The sequence below is a fragment of the Streptomyces sp. NPDC048257 genome (assembly GCF_043201855.1).
Taxonomy (GTDB): Bacteria; Actinomycetota; Actinomycetes; order Streptomycetales; family Streptomycetaceae; genus Streptomyces.
The window spans coordinates 1-22278 of the sequence record NZ_JBICZI010000031.1; the positions used below are offsets into that span (position 1 = coordinate 1).

Below are 22278 nucleotides of genomic sequence, written 5' to 3' on the forward strand. Positions count from 1 at the left end.
GCGGGGGGGGGGTGGGGGTGGCGGGGGGGGGGGGGGCGCCCCTGGGGGGGGGGGGGGGGGGGGGGCGCGCCGGCGCCCCCCCCCCCCCCGGCGCGCCCCCCCCCCCGGCGGGGGCCCCCCGCCGCTCAGATCTGGCCGCGGGCCGCTCTAGGCCTTGGCCTCGGCCAGGAGCTTCTGGATGCGGGACACGCCCTCCACCAGGTCCTCGTCGCCCAGGGCGTAGGACAGGCGCAGGTAGCCGGGGGTGCCGAAGGCCTCGCCCGGGACGACCGCGACCTCGACCTCGTCCAGGATCAGGGCGGCGAGCTCGACCGAGCTCTGCGGCCGCTTGCCGCGGATCTCCTTGCCGAGGAGCCCCTTGACCGAGGGGTACACGTAGAACGCGCCCTCGGGGGTGGGGCAGACGACGCCGTCGATCTCGTTCAGCATCCGCACGATCGTCTGGCGGCGGCGGTCGAAGGCGACGCGCATCTCGTGGACGGCGTCCAGGTTGCCGGAGACGGCGGCGATCGCCGCGACCTGGGCCACGTTGGAGACGTTGGAGGTGGCGTGCGACTGCAGGTTGGTCGCGGCCTTGACCACGTCCTTCGGGCCGACGATCCAGCCCACGCGCCAGCCGGTCATCGCGTACGTCTTGGCGACACCGTTGACGACGATGCACTTGTCGGCCAGCTCGGGGACGATCGCCGGCAGGGAGACGAACTTCGCGTCGCCGTAGACCAGGTGCTCGTAGATCTCGTCGGTCAGGACCCACAGGCCCTTGTCGGCGGCCCAGCGGCCGATCGCCTCGGCGTCGGCCTCGCTGTAGACCGCGCCGGTCGGGTTGGACGGGGAGACGAACAGGACGACCTTGGTGCGCTCGGTGCGCGCGGCCTCCAGCTGCTCGACGGAGACCCGGTAGCCGGTGGTCTCGTCGGCGACGACCTCGACCGGGACGCCGCCGGCGAGACGGATGGACTCCGGGTAGGTGGTCCAGTAGGGAGCCGGGACGATGACCTCGTCACCCGGGTCCAGGATGGCCGCGAAGGCCTCGTAGATCGCCTGCTTGCCACCGTTGGTCACCAGGATCTGCGAGGCGTCGACCTCGTAGCCGGAGTCGCGCAGCGTCTTGGCGACGATCGCGGCCTTCAGCTCGGGCAGGCCGCCGGCCGGCGTGTAGCGGTGGTACTTGGGGTTGCGGCAGGCCTCGATCGCGGCCTCGACGATGTAGTCCGGGGTCGGAAAGTCGGGCTCGCCGGCGCCGAAGCCGATCACCGGGCGCCCGGCGGCCTTGAGGGCCTTGGCCTTGGCGTCGACGGCGAGGGTGGCGGACTCGGAAATGGCGCCGATACGGGCGGACACCCGGCGCTCGGAGGAAGGCGTTGCAGAGGTCATGCGAGCAATCGTCCCAGACGGCAAAGAAGCGCCGCACACCGTTTCAACCAACGGACCGACGCATGTCAGGTCGGGTGCTGTTCGACGTCACGGTCCGGTTCACGTACACTCACCTGTCGTTGGCCCTCGCCAGTCGCTGCAGAGCGTGAGCACTCCGTGCACTCGCCCGGATGCGGTAGGTTGGGGGACGCAAAGGGTCGTAGCTCAATTGGTAGAGCACTGGTCTCCAAAACCAGCGGTTGGGGGTTCGAGTCCCTCCGGCCCTGCTCCACACTCCATCTCGGACGTGTGTGCGCAGGTACGTACTTAGATGCAACGCCGTGCGGCGCAACCGGGCGCGGTACGGCCACGACCCGGATTCAGGTGAGAGACGTGACGGACGCCCTGGGCTCCATCGACATGCCTGACGCCGAGGACGAGACGCGCGAGAAGAAGGCCCGCAAGGGCGGCAAGCGCGGCAAGAAGGGTCCTCTGGGCCGGCTCGCGCTTTTCTACCGCCAGATCGTCGCGGAACTCCGCAAGGTTGTCTGGCCCACTCGCAACCAGCTCACGACGTACACCACCGTGGTGATTGTCTTCGTCGTCATCATGATCGGTCTGGTGACCGTGATTGACTTTGGGTTCGAAAAAGCCATCAAGTTCGTCTTCGGCTGATCCCCGCGGGGGGCGGCGCCTTGATGGTGTCGCCCGTTTTCGCATGTTCCACCACCTTTTGTATCCAGGAAGAAGCAGCCACCGTGTCTGACCCGAACCTGAACGCGAGCCACGACTCCGTCGAGTCCGTCGAGGACGAGCTCGACATCGTCGAGGCGGCAGACGCTGTGGACCCCGACGAAGCCGAGCTCGCCGACGCCGAGGCGGGTGTCGCCGCCGAAGAGGCCGCGCTGCACGTCGAGTCCGACGAGGCTGACGCCGAGGCCGAGGACGACGCCGAGGTCGAAGAGGCTGCCGACGACGCCGAGGCCGGCGTCGAGGCCGAGGCCGACGAGGAAGAGGCCGAAGAGGCCGCTCCGGTCGAGCCCGCCGAGCCCGTCGACCCCATCCAGGCCCTGCGCGAGGAGCTGCGCCTGCTCCCCGGCGAGTGGTACGTGATCCACACCTACGCCGGCTACGAGAAGCGCGTGAAGGCCAACCTGGAGCAGCGCGCCGTCTCGCTGAACGTCGAGGAGTTCATCTACCAGGCCGAGGTGCCCGAGGAAGAGATCGTCCAGATCAAGAACGGCGAGCGCAAGAACGTCCGGCAGAACAAGCTGCCCGGTTACGTTCTCGTCCGCATGGATCTGACGAACGAGTCCTGGGGTGTCGTCCGCAACACGCCTGGCGTCACCGGCTTCGTCGGCAACGCGTACGACCCGTACCCGCTGACGCTGGACGAGATCGTCAAGATGCTCGCCCCGGAGGCGCAGGAGAAGGCCGCCAAGGCCGCCGCGGAAGAGGCCGGTCTGCCCGCGCCCGCCGTCAAGCGCACCATCGAGGTCCTGGACTTCGAGGTCGGCGACTCGGTCACCGTCACCGACGGCCCGTTCGCCACGCTGCAGGCGACCATCAACGAGATCAACCCCGACTCGAAGAAGGTCAAGGGCCTCGTCGAGATCTTCGGCCGCGAGACCCCGGTCGAGCTCAGCTTCGACCAGATCCAGAAGAACTGATCTTCTGAGCGACAGCTTCCGGACAGGTCAGATCGCCCCGTGAAGGGCGGTCTGACCTGCTCGGTTTTTAGCCCCGCACCGATACCCGTTATCGTGGTGCGGTATGCCTCCATCCGGATGACCGGATGGGCGGCTGAAAACTCTCACTAGGACCCGGAGAGAGCAATGCCTCCCAAGAAGAAGAAGGTCACGGGGCTTATCAAGCTCCAGATCAAGGCCGGTGCGGCCAACCCGGCTCCGCCGGTCGGCCCCGCGCTCGGTCAGCACGGCGTCAACATCATGGAGTTCTGCAAGGCCTACAACGCCGCGACCGAGTCGCAGCGTGGCATGGTCGTGCCGGTGGAGATCACGGTCTACGACGACCGCTCCTTCACCTTCATCACCAAGACTCCGCCGGCCGCGCGCCTCATCCTGAAGCACGCGGGCATCGAGAAGGGCTCCGGCGAGCCCCACAAGACCAAGGTCGCCAAGCTCACGGCTGCCCAGGTCAAGGAGATCGCCGAGCTGAAGATGCCCGACCTGAACGCCAACGACATCGACGCCGCCGTCAAGATCATTGCCGGCACCGCGCGTTCGATGGGCGTCACCGTCGAAGGCTGATCCAGCCACCCCCAGCACCATCAGTGGTAGGACCAAGCGCTGGTCCGCACCACGACTCCATGCCTGAAGCCAAAACACAGGAGCAGAAGTGAAGCGCAGCAAGACTCTCCGCGCTGCGGACGCCAAGGTCGACCGGGAGAAGCTGTACGCCCCGCTCGAGGCCGTCCGTCTCGCCAAGGAGACCTCCACGACCAAGTTCGACAGCACCGTCGAGATCGCCTTCCGCCTGGGTGTCGACCCGCGCAAGGCCGACCAGATGGTCCGCGGCACCGTGAACCTCCCGCACGGCACCGGCAAGACCGCCCGGGTCCTGGTCTTCGCGACCGGTGACCGTGCAGCGGCCGCGGAAGCCGCCGGCGCCGACATCGTCGGCGATGACGAGCTGATCAACGAGATCGCCAAGGGCAACCGCCTCAACGAGTTCGACGCCGTTGTGGCCACCCCGGACCTCATGGGCAAGGTCGGCCGCCTCGGCCGCGTGCTCGGTCCCCGTGGCCTCATGCCGAACCCGAAGACCGGCACCGTCACGATGGACGTCGCGAAGGCTGTCACCGAGATCAAGGGTGGCAAGATCGAGTTCCGCGTCGACAAGCACTCGAACCTGCACTTCATCATCGGCAAGGTCTCCTTCTCCGATGAGCAGCTGGTCGAGAACTACGGCGCGGCCCTGGACGAGATCCTTCGTCTGAAGCCGTCCGCCGCCAAGGGCCGCTACATCAAGAAGGCCGCCCTCAGCACCACGATGGGCCCCGGCATCCAGCTGGACTCCAACCGCACCCGGAACCTCCTCGTCGAGGAAGACCCGGCTGCTGTCTGAGCCTGACGGCTCACCGAGTGGCTGACGGGCCCCTCGCCCCCTTCACAGGGCGGCGAGGGGCCCGTTCCCGTGTTGAGGGCCACATATCCCTGGATGCGGGGCCTAATAGGGAAGCGATCCGGCCACGGGGAACGTAAGGTCGGCTCGAACTAGTGATTGATCAAGGGGTGGGGGATGCGCGTGTCCGCGTACCGGAGGAAGACCGTCGGCGCCGCTCTGGCAGCCGTACTGCTCGTGGGTGGGGCCACGGCGTGTGAGAACGGCAAGAAGGAAGACGCCGGCAAGGCTTCCGCGACCTCCGGGGCGTCCGCGCAGCCGGGCAAGCCCGCGGCGGGAGGCTCCGCCACCGAGGCGCTCACGGCCGCGTACAAGAAGACCTCCGCCGCCAAGTCGGCCAAGGTCCGCATGACCATGTCGATGCCCGCGTCGCTGGGCGCTGGCGGCACCGTGGAGATGACCGGTACCCAGGGCTGGGACCCGCAGGTCATGGACATCACCATGAAGGGCGCGCTGACCCCGGGCTCGGGCACCGACTCCATGCGCATGATCATGTCGAACAACGTCATGTTCATGGAGGTGCCGAAGGACTCCCCGATGTCCGACGGCCTGGACGGCAAGCGCTGGATGAAGCTGGACATCAACGCGGCCGCGCAGGCTTCCGGCGACGCCGAGGCGATCAAGAAGCTCAGCGGCATGAGCAGCATGGACCAGAACCAGGACCCGGCCAAGCAGCTCGCCCTGCTGATCGGCTCGCCGAACGTGAAGCACCTCGGATCCGAGAAGGTCGAGGGCGCGGACGCGGAGCACTACAAGGGCACCCTGTCCTTCGAGGAGATGCTCGCGGCGAACGAGTCCGCCAAGGTGCTCTCGGAGGCCGAGCGCACGAAGCTCGTCGAGGCCACGAAGAAGGCCGGCATCAAGGGCTACGACATGGACGTCTGGGTCAACAAGGACGGCTACCCGGTCCACATGAAGGTCGGCATCGGGATGCCCCAGGGGACCATGAACATGGACGCCTACTACTCGGACTACGGCTCCGCGGCCACCGTGCAGACCCCGCCGGACAACGAGACCTTCGACCTCTTCGCGATGCTCGGCGAGCTGGGCCGGAGCGGCGCGGGGGCCTGACCGCCCCGCGCGCCTCACGCAGTACGCATTTCAGCACCAGAGATCCACACATGGGGGAGAACCAGATGAACAAGGCTGTCCGGACCCGAGCCGGTATCGCAATGGCGGGCACCGCACTGCTCGTGGGCGGCCTCACGGCCTGTGGCGGCGACAAGGCCGACGCGGGCACCGGCAAGGCCGACGGGGGCAAGGCGGCGGCCGAGAAGGCGGCGGCCGAGAAGGCGCATTCCCCCGTCGAGGCGGTGAAGGCGTCCTACCTGAAGACGGTGGCCGCCAAGTTCGCCAAGGCGGAGCTGTCGACCGTCGGGAGCGACGGCAAGACCAGCGGCCAGTCCGGCACCAAGGGCTGGTACCCGTCCAGCCACGACGTGGTCCTGAAGAGCGACAAGCCCGACACCCGCTCGATCATGATCGGCGACATGGTCTACACCCACCTGGGCGAGCCCCTCGAGGGCAAGTCCTGGATGAGCATGAACCTCGCCAAGGACGGCAAGCCGGGGGTCCGGCTCAACGACGACCCGGCCGAGTACCTCGCCATGCTGCTGGGCCAGGAGAAGCTCACGCACGTCGGCGCCGAGAAGACGGCCGAGGGCATCGACGCCGAGCACTACAAGGGCAGCTTCGCCAACGCGGACCTGCTCAAGGCGGACGAGTCCACCAAGGTGATGGAGGAGGCGAACCGCCAGTACCTCCACGAGTCCGTGAAGCACATCACCACCTTCGAGGTGGACCTGTGGATCGGCAAGGACGGTTACCCGGTCCGCGCAGACGTCGTGAGCTCGGACGGCAAGGGCACGACGAAGACCACGGCGAAGTTCTCCGACTTCGGCAAGGTCACCCCGATCCAGGCCCCGCCGGCCGACCAGGTCGTCGCCTTCGACGACGTGATGAAGGAGACCGACCGCAAGCTCAAGGAGGCCGACAAGACGCTGCGGGACGCGGGAATGGGTGGTCTGGACCTCGACTCCTGAGGCGATTTGCCTCGGCTGCACCCCTTCACGTAGTCTTCTCCAGAAGCCAAAGACCGCTGGTCGTTGCCGTGCCCGCAAGGGTTCGGTGGCCGAAGGATCCGTTGAATGCGGACGACCCGCGTAGGTGACTGTGGAAGGTTCCCGGAATTCGTTCCGGTTGAGCCACGCCCTGGCGCCTGCGCCGGGGCGTTTCTTATTTCAGCCCCTTCTGAGCGGTCCTCATCACCCGGAAGGAGGCGAACGCACCATGCCGACGCCCAACAAGGCTGCATCGGTAGCCGAGCTCAAGGACGCGTTCCAGAGCTCGAACGCCGCCGTGCTGACCGAGTACCGGGGTCTCACCGTCGCGCAGCTCAAGACGCTGCGTCGCTCCCTTGGTGAGAACGCCCAGTACGCCGTGGTGAAGAACACGCTGACCAAGATTGCGGCCAACCAGGCCGGGATCACCGCGCTGGACGAGCACTTTGCTGGTCCGACCGCGGTCGCCTTCATCACCGGTGACCCGGTGGAGTCGGCGAAGAGCCTGCGTGACTTCGCCAAGGACAACCCGAACCTCATCATCAAGGCGGGTGTCCTTGATGGTAAGGCGCTCACCGCCGATGAGATCAAGAAGCTTGCGGACCTCGAGTCCCGCGAGGTTCTGCTCAGCAAGCTGGCCGGCGCGTTCAAGGGCAAGCAGTCTCAGGCTGCCTCGCTCTTCCAGGCGCTGCCGTCGAAGTTCGTCCGCACCGCGGAAGCGCTTCGCGTCAAGCTCGCCGAGCAGGGCGGTGCCGAGTAATTCGGCTCGCGCACTGATCCACGCCGCCTAGTGCGTGGGTCGTAGCGGGCCGTTACGCCCGCCTCTATATACATCCGGCACCTGCCGATTTAGTGGAAGGATCGCCCATCATGGCGAAGCTCTCTCAGGACGACCTCCTCGCCCAGTTCGAGGAGATGACCCTCATCGAGCTCTCCGAGTTCGTGAAGGCCTTCGAGGAGAAGTTCGACGTCACCGCCGCCGCGGCCGTCGCCGTTGCCGGTCCCGCCGCTGGTGGCCCGGCCGCCGAGGCCGCTGAGGAGCAGGACGAGTTCGACGTCATCCTCACCGGTGCCGGCGACAAGAAGATCCAGGTCATCAAGGTCGTGCGTGAGCTGACCTCCCTGGGCCTCAAGGAGGCCAAGGACCTCGTGGACGGCGCTCCGAAGCCGGTCCTCGAGAAGGTCGCCAAGGAGGCCGCTGACAAGGCCGCCGAGTCCCTCAAGGCTGCCGGCGCGGCTGTCGAGGTCAAGTAACACCTCTGGGGCCTCCCCGAGGCCTCAACCAAGGGCGATCACCCGTAAGGGTGGTCGCCCTTTGGCGTACCCGCAGTGCCTGATTTGCCCTGCTCTCGTTGGGGAGTAGGGTGATCATCGTTGCTCCGACGCAGGGTCCGAAGATGATCCGCTCGGAGCAGGGGGCCTTGACGAACGGCACGCGGCGCAGCATTCTCAGACCCGTCGAGAGGTCGACCGCCTCGATCCGAGATCCGAGGCATGGATCGACTACGAAGAGGGCAGTACTGATACGCGCTCTGTGTGCGGGAGCCGCAGCGTTGGACGCAGTGTGAACGACATGGGGAAGGCCTGTTGCCGGTTTCCGGAGACCTGGTCTGGACATCAGTGAGCCGAGTGGCTACACTGACCCTTTGCGCTGCCTGTTAGCTGTCCCCTGCCCGTCGCCAGGGACATGCCCACGCTTGAGCACACTTGATTGATCCACCCTGACCTGGCCTTCCGGCTGGATTTGGGGGGCTTGTCTTCTGTGTCTGCTGGGACCGGTACGCGCGTAGTGAGTCCGAGCCCTCGGAAGGACCCCCTCTTGGCCGCCTCGCGCAACGCCTCGACCAATACGAACAACGGTGCCAGCACCGCCCCGCTGCGCATCTCCTTTGCAAAGATCAAGGAGCCCCTCGAGGTTCCGAACCTCCTGGCGCTGCAGACCGAGAGCTTTGACTGGCTTCTCGGCAATGCCGCCTGGAAGTCTCGCGTCGAGTCGGCGCTTGAGAGTGGACAGGACGTCCCCACCAAGTCCGGTCTGGAAGAGATCTTCGAGGAGATCTCGCCGATCGAGGACTTCTCCGGGTCGATGTCGCTGACCTTCCGCGACCACCGTTTCGAGCCGGCGAAGAACTCTGTCGACGAGTGCAAGGAGCGCGACTTCACGTACGCGGCTCCGCTGTTTGTCACGGCCGAGTTCACGAACAACGAGACCGGAGAGATCAAGTCTCAGACGGTCTTCATGGGCGATTTCCCGCTCATGACCAACAAGGGCACCTTCGTCATCAACGGCACCGAGCGTGTCGTCGTGTCGCAGCTTGTCCGTTCCCCTGGTGTCTACTTCGACTCCTCCATCGACAAGACGTCCGACAAGGACATCTTCTCCGCCAAGATCATCCCGTCCCGGGGTGCCTGGCTGGAGATGGAGATCGACAAGCGCGACATGGTCGGTGTCCGCATCGACCGCAAGCGCAAGCAGTCCGTCACCGTCCTCCTCAAGGCTCTCGGCTGGACCACCGAGCAGATCCTCGAGGAGTTCGGCGAGTACGAGTCCATGCGCGCCACCCTGGAGAAGGACCACACCCAGGGTCAGGACGACGCGCTGCTCGACATCTACCGCAAGCTGCGTCCGGGCGAGCCGCCGACCCGCGAGGCTGCTCAGACGCTGCTCGAGAACCTCTACTTCAACCCGAAGCGCTACGACCTCGCCAAGGTCGGCCGCTACAAGGTGAACAAGAAGCTCGGCGCCGACGAGCCGCTCGACGCCGGTGTGCTCACCACCGACGACGTCATCGCAACGATCAAGTACCTGGTCAAGCTGCACGCCGGCGAGACCGAGACGACCGGCGAGTCCGGCCGTTCGATCGTGGTCGAGACCGATGACATCGACCACTTCGGCAACCGTCGTCTGCGCAACGTCGGCGAGCTCATCCAGAACCAGGTCCGCACGGGTCTGGCTCGTATGGAGCGCGTCGTCCGCGAGCGCATGACGACTCAGGACGTCGAGGCCATCACGCCGCAGACCCTGATCAACATCCGGCCGGTCGTCGCCTCCATCAAGGAGTTCTTCGGCACCAGCCAGCTGTCCCAGTTCATGGACCAGAACAACCCGCTCTCGGGTCTGACCCACAAGCGCCGCCTGTCGGCGCTGGGCCCCGGCGGTCTGTCCCGTGAGCGGGCCGGCTTCGAGGTCCGTGACGTTCACCCGTCGCACTACGGCCGCATGTGCCCGATCGAGACCCCTGAAGGCCCGAACATCGGTCTGATCGGCTCGCTCGCGTCCTACGGTCGCGTCAACGCGTTCGGTTTCGTCGAGACCCCGTACCGCAAGGTCATCGACGGTGTCGTCACCGACGAGGTCGACTACCTCACGGCCGACGAGGAAGACCGCTTCGTCATCGCCCAGGCCAACGCCGGCCTGTCCGAGGACATGCGCTTCACCGAGAACCGCGTGCTGGTTCGCCGTCGTGGTGGCGAGATCGACTACATCGCCGGCGACGACGTCGACTACATGGACGTCTCCCCGCGCCAGATGGTGTCCGTCGCGACCGCGATGATCCCCTTCCTGGAGCACGACGACGCCAACCGTGCCCTCATGGGCGCGAACATGATGCGCCAGGCCGTTCCGCTGATCAAGGCGGAGGCGCCGCTCGTCGGCACCGGCATGGAGTACCGCTGTGCGGTCGACGCCGGTGACTCGATCCGTGCGGAGAAGGACGGTGTCGTCCAGGAGGTCTCGGCCGACTACATCACCGTCGCCAACGACGACGGCACGTACACCACGTACCGCGTCGCCAAGTTCTCCCGCTCGAACCAGGGCACCTCGGTCAACCAGAAGGTCATCGTCAACGAGGGTGACCGGATCATCGAGTCCCAGGTCCTCGCCGACGGTCCCGCGACCGAAGAGGGCGAAATGGCCCTCGGCAAGAACCTGCTCGTCGCGTTCATGCCCTGGGAAGGTCACAACTACGAGGACGCGATCATCCTGTCGCAGCGCCTCGTGCAGGACGACGTCCTCTCCTCGATCCACATCGAGGAGCACGAGGTCGACGCCCGTGACACCAAGCTGGGCCCCGAGGAGATCACCCGGGACATCCCGAACGTCTCCGAAGAGGTCCTCGCCGACCTCGACGAGCGCGGCATCATCCGCATCGGTGCGGACGTCGTCGCCGGCGACATCCTGGTCGGCAAGGTCACGCCCAAGGGTGAGACCGAGCTGACCCCGGAGGAGCGCCTGCTCCGCGCGATCTTCGGTGAGAAGGCCCGCGAGGTGCGTGACACCTCGCTCAAGGTCCCTCACGGTGAGATCGGCAAGGTCATCGGTGTCCGCGTCTTCGACCGCGAGGAGGGCGACGAGCTTCCTCCGGGCGTGAACCAGCTGGTCCGCGTCTACGTCGCCCAGAAGCGCAAGATCACCGACGGTGACAAGCTCGCCGGCCGCCACGGCAACAAGGGTGTCATCTCCAAGATCCTTCCGATCGAGGACATGCCCTTCCTGGAAGACGGCACGCCGGTCGACATCATCCTCAACCCGCTGGGTGTCCCGTCCCGAATGAACCCGGGACAGGTCCTGGAGATCCACCTCGGCTGGCTCGCCAGCCGCGGCTGGGACGTCTCCGGCCTGGCCGAGGACTGGGCCGAGCGTCTGAAGGTCATCGGTGCCGACAAGGTCGAGCCCGGTACCAACGTCGCCACCCCCGTGTTCGACGGTGCCCGCGAGGACGAGCTCGCCGGCCTCTTCGAGCACACCATCCCGAACCGCGACGGGGACCGCCTGGTCCTCCCGTCCGGCAAGGCGCGTCTGTTCGACGGCCGCTCCGGCGAGCCGTTCCCGGACCCGATCTCGATCGGGTACATGTACATCCTCAAGCTCCACCACCTGGTCGACGACAAGCTCCACGCTCGGTCGACCGGTCCGTACTCGATGATCACGCAGCAGCCGCTGGGTGGTAAGGCGCAGTTCGGTGGCCAGCGCTTCGGTGAGATGGAGGTGTGGGCGCTCGAGGCTTATGGCGCCGCTTACGCCCTCCAGGAGCTGCTGACCATCAAGTCCGACGACGTCACCGGCCGCGTGAAGGTCTACGAGGCCATCGTCAAGGGCGAGAACATCCCCGAGCCGGGCATTCCCGAGTCCTTCAAGGTGCTCATCAAGGAAATGCAGTCGCTCTGCCTCAACGTGGAGGTGCTGTCCTCGGACGGCATGTCCATCGAGATGCGCGACACCGACGAGGACGTCTTCCGCGCGGCGGAGGAGCTCGGTATCGACCTGTCCCGGCGCGAGCCGAGCAGCGTCGAAGAGGTCTGACGGGCCTGACGGGGGGCTCGCTCAAGAGCCCCCCGTCATCCCCGGGACCGTTCAGACCATGATTGAGACTCGACCCCGAAAGAGGGATTGACGCACAGTGCTCGACGTCAACTTCTTCGACGAGCTGCGGATCGGCCTTGCCACCGCGGACGACATCCGAACCTGGTCGCACGGCGAGGTCAAGAAGCCGGAGACCATCAACTACCGCACCCTCAAGCCCGAGAAGGACGGACTCTTCTGCGAGAAGATCTTCGGTCCTACCCGGGACTGGGAGTGCTACTGCGGCAAGTACAAGCGTGTCCGCTTCAAGGGCATCATCTGTGAGCGTTGTGGCGTCGAGGTCACGCGCGCCAAGGTGCGCCGTGAGCGGATGGGCCACATCGAGCTTGCCGCTCCCGTCACCCACATCTGGTACTTCAAGGGCGTCCCGTCGCGCCTCGGATACCTGCTGGACCTCGCGCCGAAGGACCTCGAGAAGGTCATCTACTTCGCCGCGTACATGATCACGTTCGTCGACGACGAGCGTCGCACCCGCGACCTCCCGTCGCTGGAGGCGCACGTCTCCGTCGAGCGCCAGCAGATCGAGAACCGCCGTGACGCGGACCTCGAAGGCCGTGCCAAGAAGCTCGAGACCGACCTGGGCGAGCTCGAGGCCGAGGGCGCGAAGGCCGACGTACGCCGCAAGGTGCGCGAAGGTGCCGAGCGCGAGATGAAGCAGCTCCGTGACCGCGCCCAGCGCGAGATCGACCGCCTTGACGAGGTGTGGGCCCGCTTCAAGAACCTCAAGGTCCAGGACCTCGAGGGCGACGAGCTGCTCTACCGCGAGCTGCGCGACCGCTTCGGTACGTACTTCGACGGTTGCATGGGCGCCGCCGCGCTGCAGAAGCGCCTGGAGTCCTTCGACCTCGAGGAGGAGGCCGAGCGCCTCCGCGAGATCATCCGTACCGGCAAGGGCCAGAAGAAGACCCGTGCGCTCAAGCGCCTCAAGGTCGTCTCCGCGTTCCTGCAGACCAGCAACAAGCCCAAGGGCATGGTGCTCGACTGCGTGCCGGTCATCCCGCCGGACCTGCGTCCGATGGTGCAGCTGGACGGTGGCCGCTTCGCGACCTCCGACCTGAACGACCTGTACCGCCGCGTGATCAACCGCAACAACCGTCTGAAGCGTCTTCTCGACCTCGGTGCCCCCGAGATCATCGTGAACAACGAGAAGCGCATGCTTCAGGAGGCCGTGGACGCCCTCTTCGACAACGGTCGTCGTGGTCGTCCGGTCACCGGTCCCGGTAACCGTCCCCTGAAGTCCCTCAGCGACATGCTGAAGGGCAAGCAGGGTCGATTCCGTCAGAACCTTCTCGGCAAGCGTGTGGACTACTCCGCGCGTTCCGTGATCGTCGTCGGTCCGCAGCTGAAGCTGCACCAGTGTGGTCTGCCCAAGGCCATGGCGCTGGAGCTCTTCAAGCCGTTCGTGATGAAGCGCCTGGTCGACCTGAACCACGCGCAGAACATCAAGAGCGCCAAGCGGATGGTCGAGCGCGGCCGCACGGTCGTCTACGACGTCCTCGAAGAGGTCATCGCCGAGCACCCGGTTCTGCTGAACCGTGCGCCCACGCTGCACCGCCTCGGCATCCAGGCCTTCGAGCCCCAGCTGGTCGAAGGCAAGGCCATCCAGATCCACCCGCTCGTCTGCACCGCGTTCAACGCGGACTTCGACGGTGACCAGATGGCCGTGCACCTGCCGCTCTCCGCGGAGGCGCAGGCCGAGGCCCGCATCCTGATGCTGTCCTCGAACAACATCCTGAAGCCGGCCGACGGCCGTCCGGTCACGATGCCGACCCAGGACATGGTCCTCGGTCTGTTCTTCCTGACCACCGACGGTGAGCTCCGTGACACCAAGGGCGAGGGCCGCGCGTTCGGCTCCACGGCCGAGGCGACCATGGCGTTCGACAACGGCGAGCTCGCGCTCCAGTCGTCCGTCGACATCCGCTTCCCGGTGGGCACCATCCCGCCGCGTGGCTGGGTGCCGCCGGTCGCCGAAGAGGGCGAGCAGGAGTTCCAGCCGGGCGACAGCTTCCGTCTGAAGACGACCCTGGGTCGCGCGCTCTTCAACGAGCTGCTTCCCGAGGACTACCCGTTCGTCGACTACTCGGTGGGCAAGAAGCAGCTCTCCGAGATCGTCAACGACCTGGCGGAGCGCTACCCCAAGGTCATCGTGGCGGCGACGCTCGACAACCTGAAGGCGGCCGGCTTCCACTGGGCGACCCGTTCGGGCGTCACCGTGGCCATCTCCGACGTCGTCGTGCCCGAGGCCAAGAAGGCCATCGTCGCGGGCTACGAGGCGATGGACGAGAAGGTCCAGAAGCAGTACGAGCGCGGTCTGATCACCAAGGACGAGCGCACGCAGGAGCTCATCGCGATCTGGACCAAGGCGACCAACGAGGTTGCCGAGGCGATGAACGCGAACTTCCCCAAGACGAACCCCATCTTCATGATGGTTGACTCGGGTGCCCGAGGAAACATGATGCAGATGCGACAGATCGCCGGTATGCGTGGTCTGGTGTCGAACGCGAAGAACGAGACCATCCCGCGTCCGATCAAGGCGTCCTTCCGTGAGGGCCTCACCGTTCTGGAGTACTTCATCTCCACGCACGGTGCCCGTAAGGGTCTGGCGGACACCGCCCTGCGTACCGCCGACTCGGGTTACCTGACCCGTCGTCTGGTGGACGTCTCGCAGGACGTGATCATCCGCGAGGAGGACTGTGGCACCGAGCGCGGTCTGAAGCTGAAGATCGCCGTTCGCGGCGAGGACGGCGTGCTGCGCAAGGCCGACGACGTCGAGACCTCGATCTACGCCCGCATGCTGGCCGAGGACGTCGTCATCGACGGCAAGGTCATCGCGCCGGCCAACGTCGACCTCGGTGACGTGCTCATCGACGCCCTGGTCGCCAACGGCGTCGAGGAGGTCAAGACCCGCTCGGTCCTGACCTGTGAGTCCGCGGTCGGCACCTGTGCCTTCTGCTACGGACGCTCGCTCGCCACCGGCAAGCTGGTCGACATCGGTGAGGCGGTCGGCATCATCGCCGCCCAGTCCATCGGTGAGCCCGGTACCCAGCTGACGATGCGTACCTTCCACACCGGTGGTGTGGCCGGTGACGACATCACGCAGGGTCTGCCGCGTGTCGTCGAGCTCTTCGAGGCCCGTACCCCGAAGGGTGTCGCCCCGATCTCCGAGGCCGCCGGCCGCGTGCGGATCGAGGAGACCGAGAAGACGAAGAAGATCGTCATCACGCCCGACGACGGCAGCGACGAGACGGCGTTCCCGATCTCGAAGCGCGCCAAGGTCATCGTGCACGAGGGCGACCACGTCGAGGTGGGCCAGAAGCTCACCATGGGTGCCACCAACCCGCACGACGTGCTGCGCATCCTCGGTCAGCGTGCCGTCCAGGTCCACCTGGTCGGCGAAGTCCAGAAGGTCTACAACTCGCAGGGCGTGTCGATCCACGACAAGCACATCGAGATCATCATCCGGCAGATGCTGCGCCGCGTGACGATCATCGAGTCCGGCGACGCGGAGCTCCTGCCGGGCGAGCTGGTCGAGCGGTCGAAGTTCGAGACCGAGAACCGTCGTGTGGTCACCGAGGGCGGTCACCCCGCCTCCGGCCGTCCGCAGCTGATGGGTATCACCAAGGCCTCGCTGGCGACGGAATCCTGGCTGTCGGCCGCCTCCTTCCAGGAGACGACCCGAGTCCTGACGGATGCGGCGATCAACGCCAAGTCCGACAGCCTCATCGGCCTCAAGGAGAACGTCATCATCGGTAAGCTCATCCCGGCCGGTACGGGCCTCGCCCGCTACCGCAACATCCGGGTGGAGCCCACCGAGGAAGCCAAGGCAGCGATGTACTCGGCCGTCGGTTACGACGACATCGACTACTCGCCCTTCGGCTCCGGCTCCGGCCAGGCCGTCCCGCTGGAGGACTACGACTACGGCCCGTACAACGGCTGAGTCGGACACAAGCAGTAACCGCAGGGCGGTCACCCGAGAGGGTGGCCGCCCTGCGGCCGTTCCGGGACCCTCACAGATGCTTCTGCAGATGATGCAACCGGGTCCGGTGATCGGGGTGGTGGGACAGCAGCCGGGCCGCGCGCCCGGGCCGCTCCCAGGCTCTGGGTGCGGAGGACTCCGCGAGCCGTTCCTGCAAGGTCAGTGCAAGGGTCTCCCCGAATCCGAGGCGGGCTGCGTGAGCGTCGGCCCGTAGCTCCGCCCGCCTGCCGACGGCCGCCACCAGATAGGGCAGGGAGAGCAACAGCAGGGGAAGGCCGTAGGTCGCCTTCAGCGTGAGCAGTGTGACGTGGCCGGCGAGGACGACCAAGACGGCGAGGGCCGTGCCCGACGCCCTTCCTGCGATTCGGACCAGTCGTGGTTTCACACGGGCCAGCCCCCGCCAGACCAAGCGCCCGGGTATCGCGTACCACCAACCGAGCATTCCCGACCAGGAGTGACCGCTCGTGTGGTGTCCCAGCTCATGGGCGAGCACGGCAGCGAGCCTGGAAGTGGGCAGGTCCCGCAGAGCTCGGCTGGTGACGGCGACGATGTGGCCGGCGGCAGCCAGGGCGTTCACGTCGTCGCTGTCCTCGACCCACAGCTCGTACAGCCTCCCGTCCACGCCCGCCCGAGCCGTGACCTCGTGCCACACCGGGGCGAGCGTGGTCAGCTCGGCGGGGAGGGGCCGGTGCAAGTGCAGCACGTAGCGGGCGAGGAGCCCTTCGGTCGGTCGGTGGAAGGCGAGGATCCCGGAAGCGGCCCACAGAGAGGTGGGCAGCCATACCGGGACGCCCAACCAGGCGTCGAACCCCAGGGCCGCCGCCAGGACCAGCGCGGAGCTGAAGAGGAAAGCGGGCAGGTGCAGGGCGAGCGAGAGCCAGACTGTGTGGTCGGTCCGGCGCTGCCGTGCCCGAAAGGTGAGACGGGTACCGGGGACATTGCGGTACTCCAGATCGTCAGGCGGGGCGGGTGTGTCGTCCATAGGTGGCCTCCAGGTGCGGGATGGGATCAGCCGAGGAACAGGGCCGTGGGCAGCAGCAGTGCGCCGAAGCCGTAGGCCGCGAGGCCCACGCGGATCCACTGGTGTTTGCGGACCGCGATCCGGCCGGTCGCGGCCAGCGCAGCGCGCACCGCGGTGCCCGGGTCGTGACCGGTGTCGTCGAGAGCCTCGGCCAGCCGGCCCTGGCGGTCCGCGCGGTGGATGTCGCCGAAGTAGGCGAGCGGATGTCCCGCCTGCCAGTCGGAGTGCAGGGACCGCGGCAGTACGGCGAGCAGCAGGGCGAGCAGAGCCAGAGCGAGTGAGGCCGCTGCTGCCCACCAGAGCGCCAGAGGGAAGACGGACGGGGAATCGGGGTACCGGATCGGTCCGGACAGCGGACCGCCGGCCACCCCGGCGGTCACCCCGAGCGCACCGACAAGCAGGGCCGCTTTGCTGTCGGCGCGGGCGATTTCGACACGCAGGTCGGCAAGGAGCCTGGCTGCTGCCTCGTCGGAGGCGCTCACCGGAGCTCACCGGGCGCGGTGGGCGGGTCCGGCGGCACCACCGGTTGCCAGGCGGGCAGGTCCACGACGGTCGGCTGTGCGGGTACGGACGGGCGGTCGTGCTCTACGGTGGCCGCTTCCGTCACCTCGGCGCCGGCCTCCGGGTCCCCGGAGCCCTGCTCCCCTGGCACGTGCTGGCCGAACACGGCGTTGAACGCGTCGATCGCGAGCCGGCGTGGCCCTTCCAGTTCGAAGGGCTCGGTGCCCGACTTGGTCAGCATCTCCTTGATGAGATTCATCTGCGCCTGGAGGCGCTCCCGCTGATCCTGGCGAAGGCTGCTCATGGCCTTTGCAGAGTCCTGCGGGTGCTGGGCCAGGTGCATGGCCCAGGCATCGATCCCGCCCCGGGTCAGGTACTCGCGGTAGAAGTCGATCCGCTGCGCCTCGTACGCCTGGAGCTCCAGCCGGTGCTGGTGCTGGGCATGGGTGCGTCGGGCCTTCTCCAGGTCTGCCCGGATCCCTCCCTGCTGGGTCATGACCTCCTCGGCCGTGGTGTGCTCGATCGCCTGGAGGCGACGAGCGTGGGCGATGTTGTCCCCGTCCCGGCGCAGTCGGACGGTCCACAGGACCCGCAGCCCTGCCTCCTCGCCCAGCGGCTTGCCCTCGCGGACCACGGCCAGCACCTCCGCCTCGGCGCCCGCGCTGTCGCCGATGGGGAACCGGCGGGTGACCGGACGGGCGCTCTCTTCGATGGCGCCCAACAGGAGGCGGGGGACGTCGCGGTGTCCGCTGCGGACGAACCGGGCCGGGTCCGTGACCTGCCATTCGAGTTCGACACTCGCGTCGAATTCGTGCGCGTCATCGGTGCTGGGCAGGAGAACACCGGCTCGTACGGGATGTACGCCCATGTCCACCTCGTAGACCGCGGTGTAGCGCCGGGGGATCCGACGGGGCCGGTGCGGGGGGAGGAAGACTTCGAAGTCGCCCCGCCTGGTCGTGTAGACGAGGGCGTGATCGATACGGGTCGGTGGGCCGCCGGGCAGGCCCAGGCGACCCATCTGGCGGACGGTGACGATCGGATCCTTCAGCAGGGTGTGCCGGTCGGCGCGCTGGTCCCAGTCGGTGGAGCGGTAGAGGGAACTGCTCATGTCAGGCCTCCTGCAGTACCTGGGCGCGGGGGACAGAACGGTTGAGTGCGGCGCGTAGGCGCTTCGCGACGGCAGGCCGTGACTGACCGTCCAGGCCCTGCACGGTGTCGAGCAGATGGTCGAGCCGTGCTGCGTCGCGGGGGCCAGCGATGACCGTGGGAAGCAGATCGGCGAGGGCCAGTGCCGTGCGCAGGTCCCCGTCCGCGGCCCGCACCCAGCTCCGCAGCACGTTCTCGGCCCGGTCGTTGGTCGTACGGTCGTTGAGCGCGGCCCGGAGCAGCCGGGCGGTGGCGGCCGAGGCGGAGGGGGATCCGACGGTCCGGTTCAGCATCGGCGGACAAGCGGCCCCGTCAGACCGTTCGCAGGCGGTGAGGACGCCTTCCAGCGCGAGTGCACGGGCGGAGGGATGGCTGTCCAGGGCCGGAAGCAGGGCGGCGAGGGCCGGCTCGGCTGCCGGGGAGAGCAGCAGTAGGGCGACGGACTGTGGGAGTTCTGCGGTGACCTGTTGGTCGCCTGCCCCGATACGTGACTGCTCGGCCTGCTTGCCGTACTGGTGCCGGGCTTGCGCCTGGAGGGCTGTGAGGGCCTCCACGGGGCGTTCGGGCCCGATCAGCCCCAGGGCGCGGACTGCCACCCAGCAGCGCTTCGGGTCCTGGTGGTCGGTACTCCAGACGTCGACGATCCGCGGGATGTTCGGGGCGCCGATCCGGTGGGCCAGGGTGAGGGCACTGACCGCCGTCAGCTGGCGCCGGGATTCCCTGGCCCCCGCCCAGCGCTCCACGATGAGTGCCATGGCGGACGGCAGGTCGGTGTAGGCCAGAACGGCGACAGCGGCCGCGGCCCGTGTCCGGACGAAGGGGCGCCCGTCGACGGAGAGGGCGTCGAGCCATTTGATCAGTGCCGGGCGGGCTGCGGGATGGCCGGTCCAGACTTCCCGCAGGACGACCGGTGCCACCCGCGCGTCGTGAAAGGCCGCTTTGACCTGGGTGACCGAACCCCACTCGGTCATCTCGTCGGCGGTGTAGCTCCGAGCGCGTGCGTTCTGCAGGCGTTTGCCGATGTGGGTGCCGAAGACCGGAATCGGCTCCTGGTACTGGTCGTCCCCCGTGCTGCGCAGGGCGGCGTAGAGGGTGTCGCTCAGTTCCGCGGTCAGTGCGTACGGCCCGTGGTCGAAGGCGGCCAGGGCGATGAGGAAGGCCTTCTCCCGTAACTGCACGGGTGTCTCGGCCTCCTCGAACCACTCCTGTACCTGCTGTTCCAGCGTGATCAGCGAGTACTGCCGGATCCGCTCCTCGTCTGCCTCGGCGAGGACCGCCACGTACCGCACCACCTCACGGATCTGGCGCTCGTGAGAGAGGAACTCGGAGACGGCCGGCAGGGCCAGCAGCCGCTGGGCGTGCGCGGCGTCCGTCCTCTTGGGCAGCAGGGTTTGGAGGACGGCGGCCGGCTGGGGCGGGCGCCAGGCGGCGAGCCCGACGGTGTCCTCGACGTACGGACTGCGGCCCGTCGTGATCACGAGGTATGCGTTCCGTTCCCGCATCAGGTCCCGCAGCGCCAGCAGATGGGCCTCGCGCAGCGGCTGTTCGCGGGAGATGTCCAGATCGCACAGCACCTGCCCGAGTGCCCCGTCGCCCGATGTCAGCCGCACGCTCAGCTCGCCCGGGGTCACGTTCCGGTCGAGGGCGCGGACAGGGGTGGCGCCCAGATGATGCAGCAGCATGAGGGCCGCGGTGCGGCGACCGGTGAAGGGGGCACCTGTCAGGACGATCACTCGTTCCTCGCGCAGCCTCTCCAGCAGCTGCGGGAACACGGTGCCTTCCGAGACGAAGTCCTCTGCGAGCCGTTCCAAGGACTGCGCCGGGATCTCGCCGGATACTTGGCCACTGCCGAATCCGCCGAAGTTGTAGTGGTGCTCGGTTTTTCCGCCCGTGATGATGTCGCCGATAATCCGCTGCGCCGCGACGCCCTGGTTGGTCCCCCGGAAGCCGAACCCCATTGAGCTGGGGGCGTGTTCGTCCAGGTCCCGACGGGCCGCCCAGGGCTCCTGGGCAGGCTGCTCGGCTACGGCAGCCGCTTCGTCCTGCGCGGGTGCGGCGGTGGCTGCCTCTGGATCCGCGGACGACGCCTGTTCGCTCACCGGCGCTCACCCGGGCCGCCGAAGGTGATGGCGCCCTCGACGTGCTGCGCGACCACTCCGTGGTTCGTACCCCGGAAGTCGAGGCCGGCTGTGCTCGATGCAGAGCGGGCGACCGGGGCCCGGTGCGGTGTCGGGGCCGAGCCGGGGAGCGGGCCGTGCAGCCAGGCGCCCATGGGGCCGTTCTTGGTGGGGACGGTGATCGCGTGGAACTCCTCCTTCGGGATGCCGCGGTGGTCGTGGGCGACGATGCCCGCGTGCACGGCCTCGGACACGCACAGGGCGTAGTCGTCCGGGCGCTCCCGCAGTGCGGCCCGCAACGGACCGCCGTCGAGGAGACGGCAGGCGTTGTTCAGGTCCGTGCCCACCCAGCCGCCGAACTCGTCGATGTCAACGAAGCCCGTAGCCAGGACGGCGCGCAGCCGGATCTGCGCCGAGCTGGCCGCCAGCCGGTTCACGGCGTGCAGTTCGCCGGGCGCGTCCTTCAGCAGGCTCCGCAGCAGGTCGGTCAGTGGCACCGAGGGATCGATCAGCTCCATCACTGCATCACCGCGGTCGGCGCGTCGGCGCAGGCTCTGGTCGGCACCGGCGGCCAGCAGGACGCGGTCGACGATTCCGAAGAGCATGCGCCGGAGGTAGCCCTGCTGGACGTCGTCGCGGTCGCTGTACCGCTCCGTGTCGATGAGGAGGAGGGTCCGGAAGAGGGGCTGTGGCTGTGTCATGCATGCAGCGTCGGGCAGTGGGCCCGGGCGCCGTGAGGGAGGATGACGCATCCGAATGTGACGGTGTGCACTGAGGGAGCGGAGGGTCTTTGCTCAGGTGGTCGGCGGCTGGGCGCAGGCGATGCGACGCAGCACGTCCGGCCGTACGATCACCAGCGTGCGCCGACCGGTGCTGATGACGCCCCGGTCGCGCAGGCTCTTCAGCTCACGCTGGACCATCTCGCGGGAGGCGCTGACGGCGCCCGCCAGTTCCTGTTTGGTGAGCGGGACGGCCACTTCCACCCCCTCCGCGGTGCGCCTGCCGTGAATGTGTGCGAGGTCCAGGAGGAGCACTGCGAGCCGCTCGCGGACGGGCATGGAGGCGAACTGAAGATTGCGTCGGTCCGCGGCCCGGGTCCGGTCGGAGGTCAGGGCCAGCAGCTGGAGTGCGACGCCGGGGAAGCGGCTGAGGAAGACACGGAAGCGTTCGTGCTCGACGACGACCGCGCGGACCCGTTCCAGCGCCGTCACGGTCGCGGAGCGGGGGCGCTGGGTGAGAGCCGCGGACTCTCCGATGATGTCGCCCGGCCCCCGCAGGGCGAGGAGGGCCTGGTAGCCGTTGGGGTGCGCGACGGTGACCTTGGTCCATCCGTCCAGGATCAGGAGGACGTGCGTGGTGGGCTCGTCCTGGTGGAGCAGGGTGCTCCGGGGCTGGTAGACCACCTCGCGCCCGAGCGCCCGTAATGCCGCGCCGTCGCACTCCTCCAGGCGGGCGAGGAAGGGCACCCGGTCGTCCAGCCCGCCTTCGCCGCCGCCCACGATCAGGTCCGCATCTTCGATCATCTGCCGTCGCCCCCGCCCGGTGATCAGGCCGGTCAATTTACTCAACGTTGGCTTCGGCGCGCTCCGGAACTGCGG

17 protein-coding genes and 1 tRNA gene are annotated in these 22278 nt (G+C 67.6%); 11 read left to right on the top strand and 7 right to left on the bottom strand.

What is annotated here, in order from left to right; translation table 11 throughout:
• Positions 1-147: 147 nt before the first annotated feature.
• Positions 148-1374, bottom strand: coding sequence for a pyridoxal phosphate-dependent aminotransferase (locus ACGFZK_RS34010; protein ID WP_393852718.1), 1227 nt, complete (start codon positions 1372-1374; stop codon positions 148-150).
• Positions 1375-1567: 193 nt separating this feature from the next.
• Between ACGFZK_RS34010 and ACGFZK_RS34015 the strand changes: the two genes are divergently transcribed.
• The 11 genes from ACGFZK_RS34015 (at position 1568) to ACGFZK_RS34065 (ending at position 15856) form a co-directional block, all read left to right on the top strand.
• Positions 1568-1640 (top strand) — tRNA-Trp (locus ACGFZK_RS34015).
• Positions 1641-1746: 106 nt separating this feature from the next.
• Positions 1747-2028, top strand: a complete 282-nt coding sequence (secE, locus tag ACGFZK_RS34020) for a preprotein translocase subunit SecE (RefSeq protein WP_030388883.1) — start codon at positions 1747-1749, stop codon at positions 2026-2028.
• Between the two features lie 83 nt (positions 2029-2111).
• A complete protein-coding gene (gene nusG, locus ACGFZK_RS34025) occupies positions 2112-3023 on the top strand; it encodes a transcription termination/antitermination protein NusG (RefSeq protein ID WP_393852719.1) in 912 nt (303 codons plus the stop codon).
• A 165-nt stretch (positions 3024-3188) separates the two neighbouring features.
• On the top strand, positions 3189-3623 hold the full coding sequence (gene rplK / locus ACGFZK_RS34030; protein ID WP_030008445.1) for a 50S ribosomal protein L11: 435 nt from the start codon (positions 3189-3191) through the stop codon (positions 3621-3623).
• An 88-nt stretch (positions 3624-3711) separates the two neighbouring features.
• On the top strand, positions 3712-4440 hold the full coding sequence (gene rplA, locus ACGFZK_RS34035) for a 50S ribosomal protein L1 (protein WP_031147455.1): 729 nt from the start codon (positions 3712-3714) through the stop codon (positions 4438-4440).
• A gap of 174 nt (positions 4441-4614) precedes the next feature.
• The gene (locus ACGFZK_RS34040) at positions 4615-5568 is read left to right on the top strand and encodes a hypothetical protein (RefSeq protein WP_393852720.1); all 954 of its coding nucleotides are present in this window, start codon (positions 4615-4617) and stop codon (positions 5566-5568) included.
• A gap of 65 nt (positions 5569-5633) precedes the next feature.
• On the top strand, positions 5634-6539 hold the full coding sequence (locus tag ACGFZK_RS34045) for a hypothetical protein (protein WP_393852721.1): 906 nt from the start codon (positions 5634-5636) through the stop codon (positions 6537-6539).
• 247 nt (positions 6540-6786) lie between these two features.
• Positions 6787-7317 carry a 50S ribosomal protein L10 gene (gene rplJ, locus ACGFZK_RS34050; protein WP_030008449.1) on the top strand — a complete coding sequence of 177 codons (531 nt, stop codon included), beginning with the start codon at positions 6787-6789 and terminating at the stop codon, positions 7315-7317.
• Positions 7318-7427: 110 nt separating this feature from the next.
• Entirely contained in the window at positions 7428-7811 is a 384-nt protein-coding gene (gene rplL, locus ACGFZK_RS34055) for a 50S ribosomal protein L7/L12 (protein ID WP_393852722.1), read from the top strand.
• A gap of 565 nt (positions 7812-8376) precedes the next feature.
• On the top strand, positions 8377-11859 hold the full coding sequence (gene rpoB / locus ACGFZK_RS34060; RefSeq protein WP_393852723.1) for a DNA-directed RNA polymerase subunit beta: 3483 nt from the start codon (positions 8377-8379) through the stop codon (positions 11857-11859).
• 97 nt (positions 11860-11956) lie between these two features.
• Positions 11957-15856 carry a DNA-directed RNA polymerase subunit beta' gene (locus ACGFZK_RS34065; protein WP_030388876.1) on the top strand — a complete coding sequence of 1300 codons (3900 nt, stop codon included), beginning with the start codon at positions 11957-11959 and terminating at the stop codon, positions 15854-15856.
• Between the two features lie 70 nt (positions 15857-15926).
• Here the strand turns inward: ACGFZK_RS34065 and ACGFZK_RS34070 are convergent, their stop codons facing one another.
• From ACGFZK_RS34070 to ACGFZK_RS34095, 6 genes are all read right to left on the bottom strand, one after another.
• On the bottom strand, positions 15927-16877 hold the full coding sequence (locus tag ACGFZK_RS34070) for a M48 family metalloprotease (RefSeq protein WP_393852724.1): 951 nt from the start codon (positions 16875-16877) through the stop codon (positions 15927-15929).
• Between the two features lie 26 nt (positions 16878-16903).
• Positions 16904-17398 (bottom strand): Pycsar system effector family protein, encoded by a 495-nt coding sequence (locus tag ACGFZK_RS34075; protein WP_393852725.1) that lies wholly within the window; start codon positions 17396-17398, stop codon positions 16904-16906.
• A complete protein-coding gene (locus tag ACGFZK_RS34080) occupies positions 17395-18525 on the bottom strand; it encodes a hypothetical protein (protein ID WP_393852726.1) in 1131 nt (376 codons plus the stop codon). Before ACGFZK_RS34080 ends, ACGFZK_RS34075 begins: the two co-directional genes overlap by 4 nt.
• Before the next feature lies 1 nt (position 18526).
• On the bottom strand, positions 18527-20662 hold the full coding sequence (locus ACGFZK_RS34085; protein ID WP_393852727.1) for a hypothetical protein: 2136 nt from the start codon (positions 20660-20662) through the stop codon (positions 18527-18529).
• Positions 20659-21381: a hypothetical protein gene (locus ACGFZK_RS34090; RefSeq protein WP_393852728.1), complete on the bottom strand. Its 723-nt coding sequence runs from the start codon at positions 21379-21381 to the stop codon at positions 20659-20661. Before ACGFZK_RS34090 ends, ACGFZK_RS34085 begins: the two co-directional genes overlap by 4 nt.
• A gap of 93 nt (positions 21382-21474) precedes the next feature.
• Entirely contained in the window at positions 21475-22203 is a 729-nt protein-coding gene (locus tag ACGFZK_RS34095) for a Crp/Fnr family transcriptional regulator (RefSeq protein WP_393852729.1), read from the bottom strand.
• Positions 22204-22278: the final 75 nt, after the last annotated feature.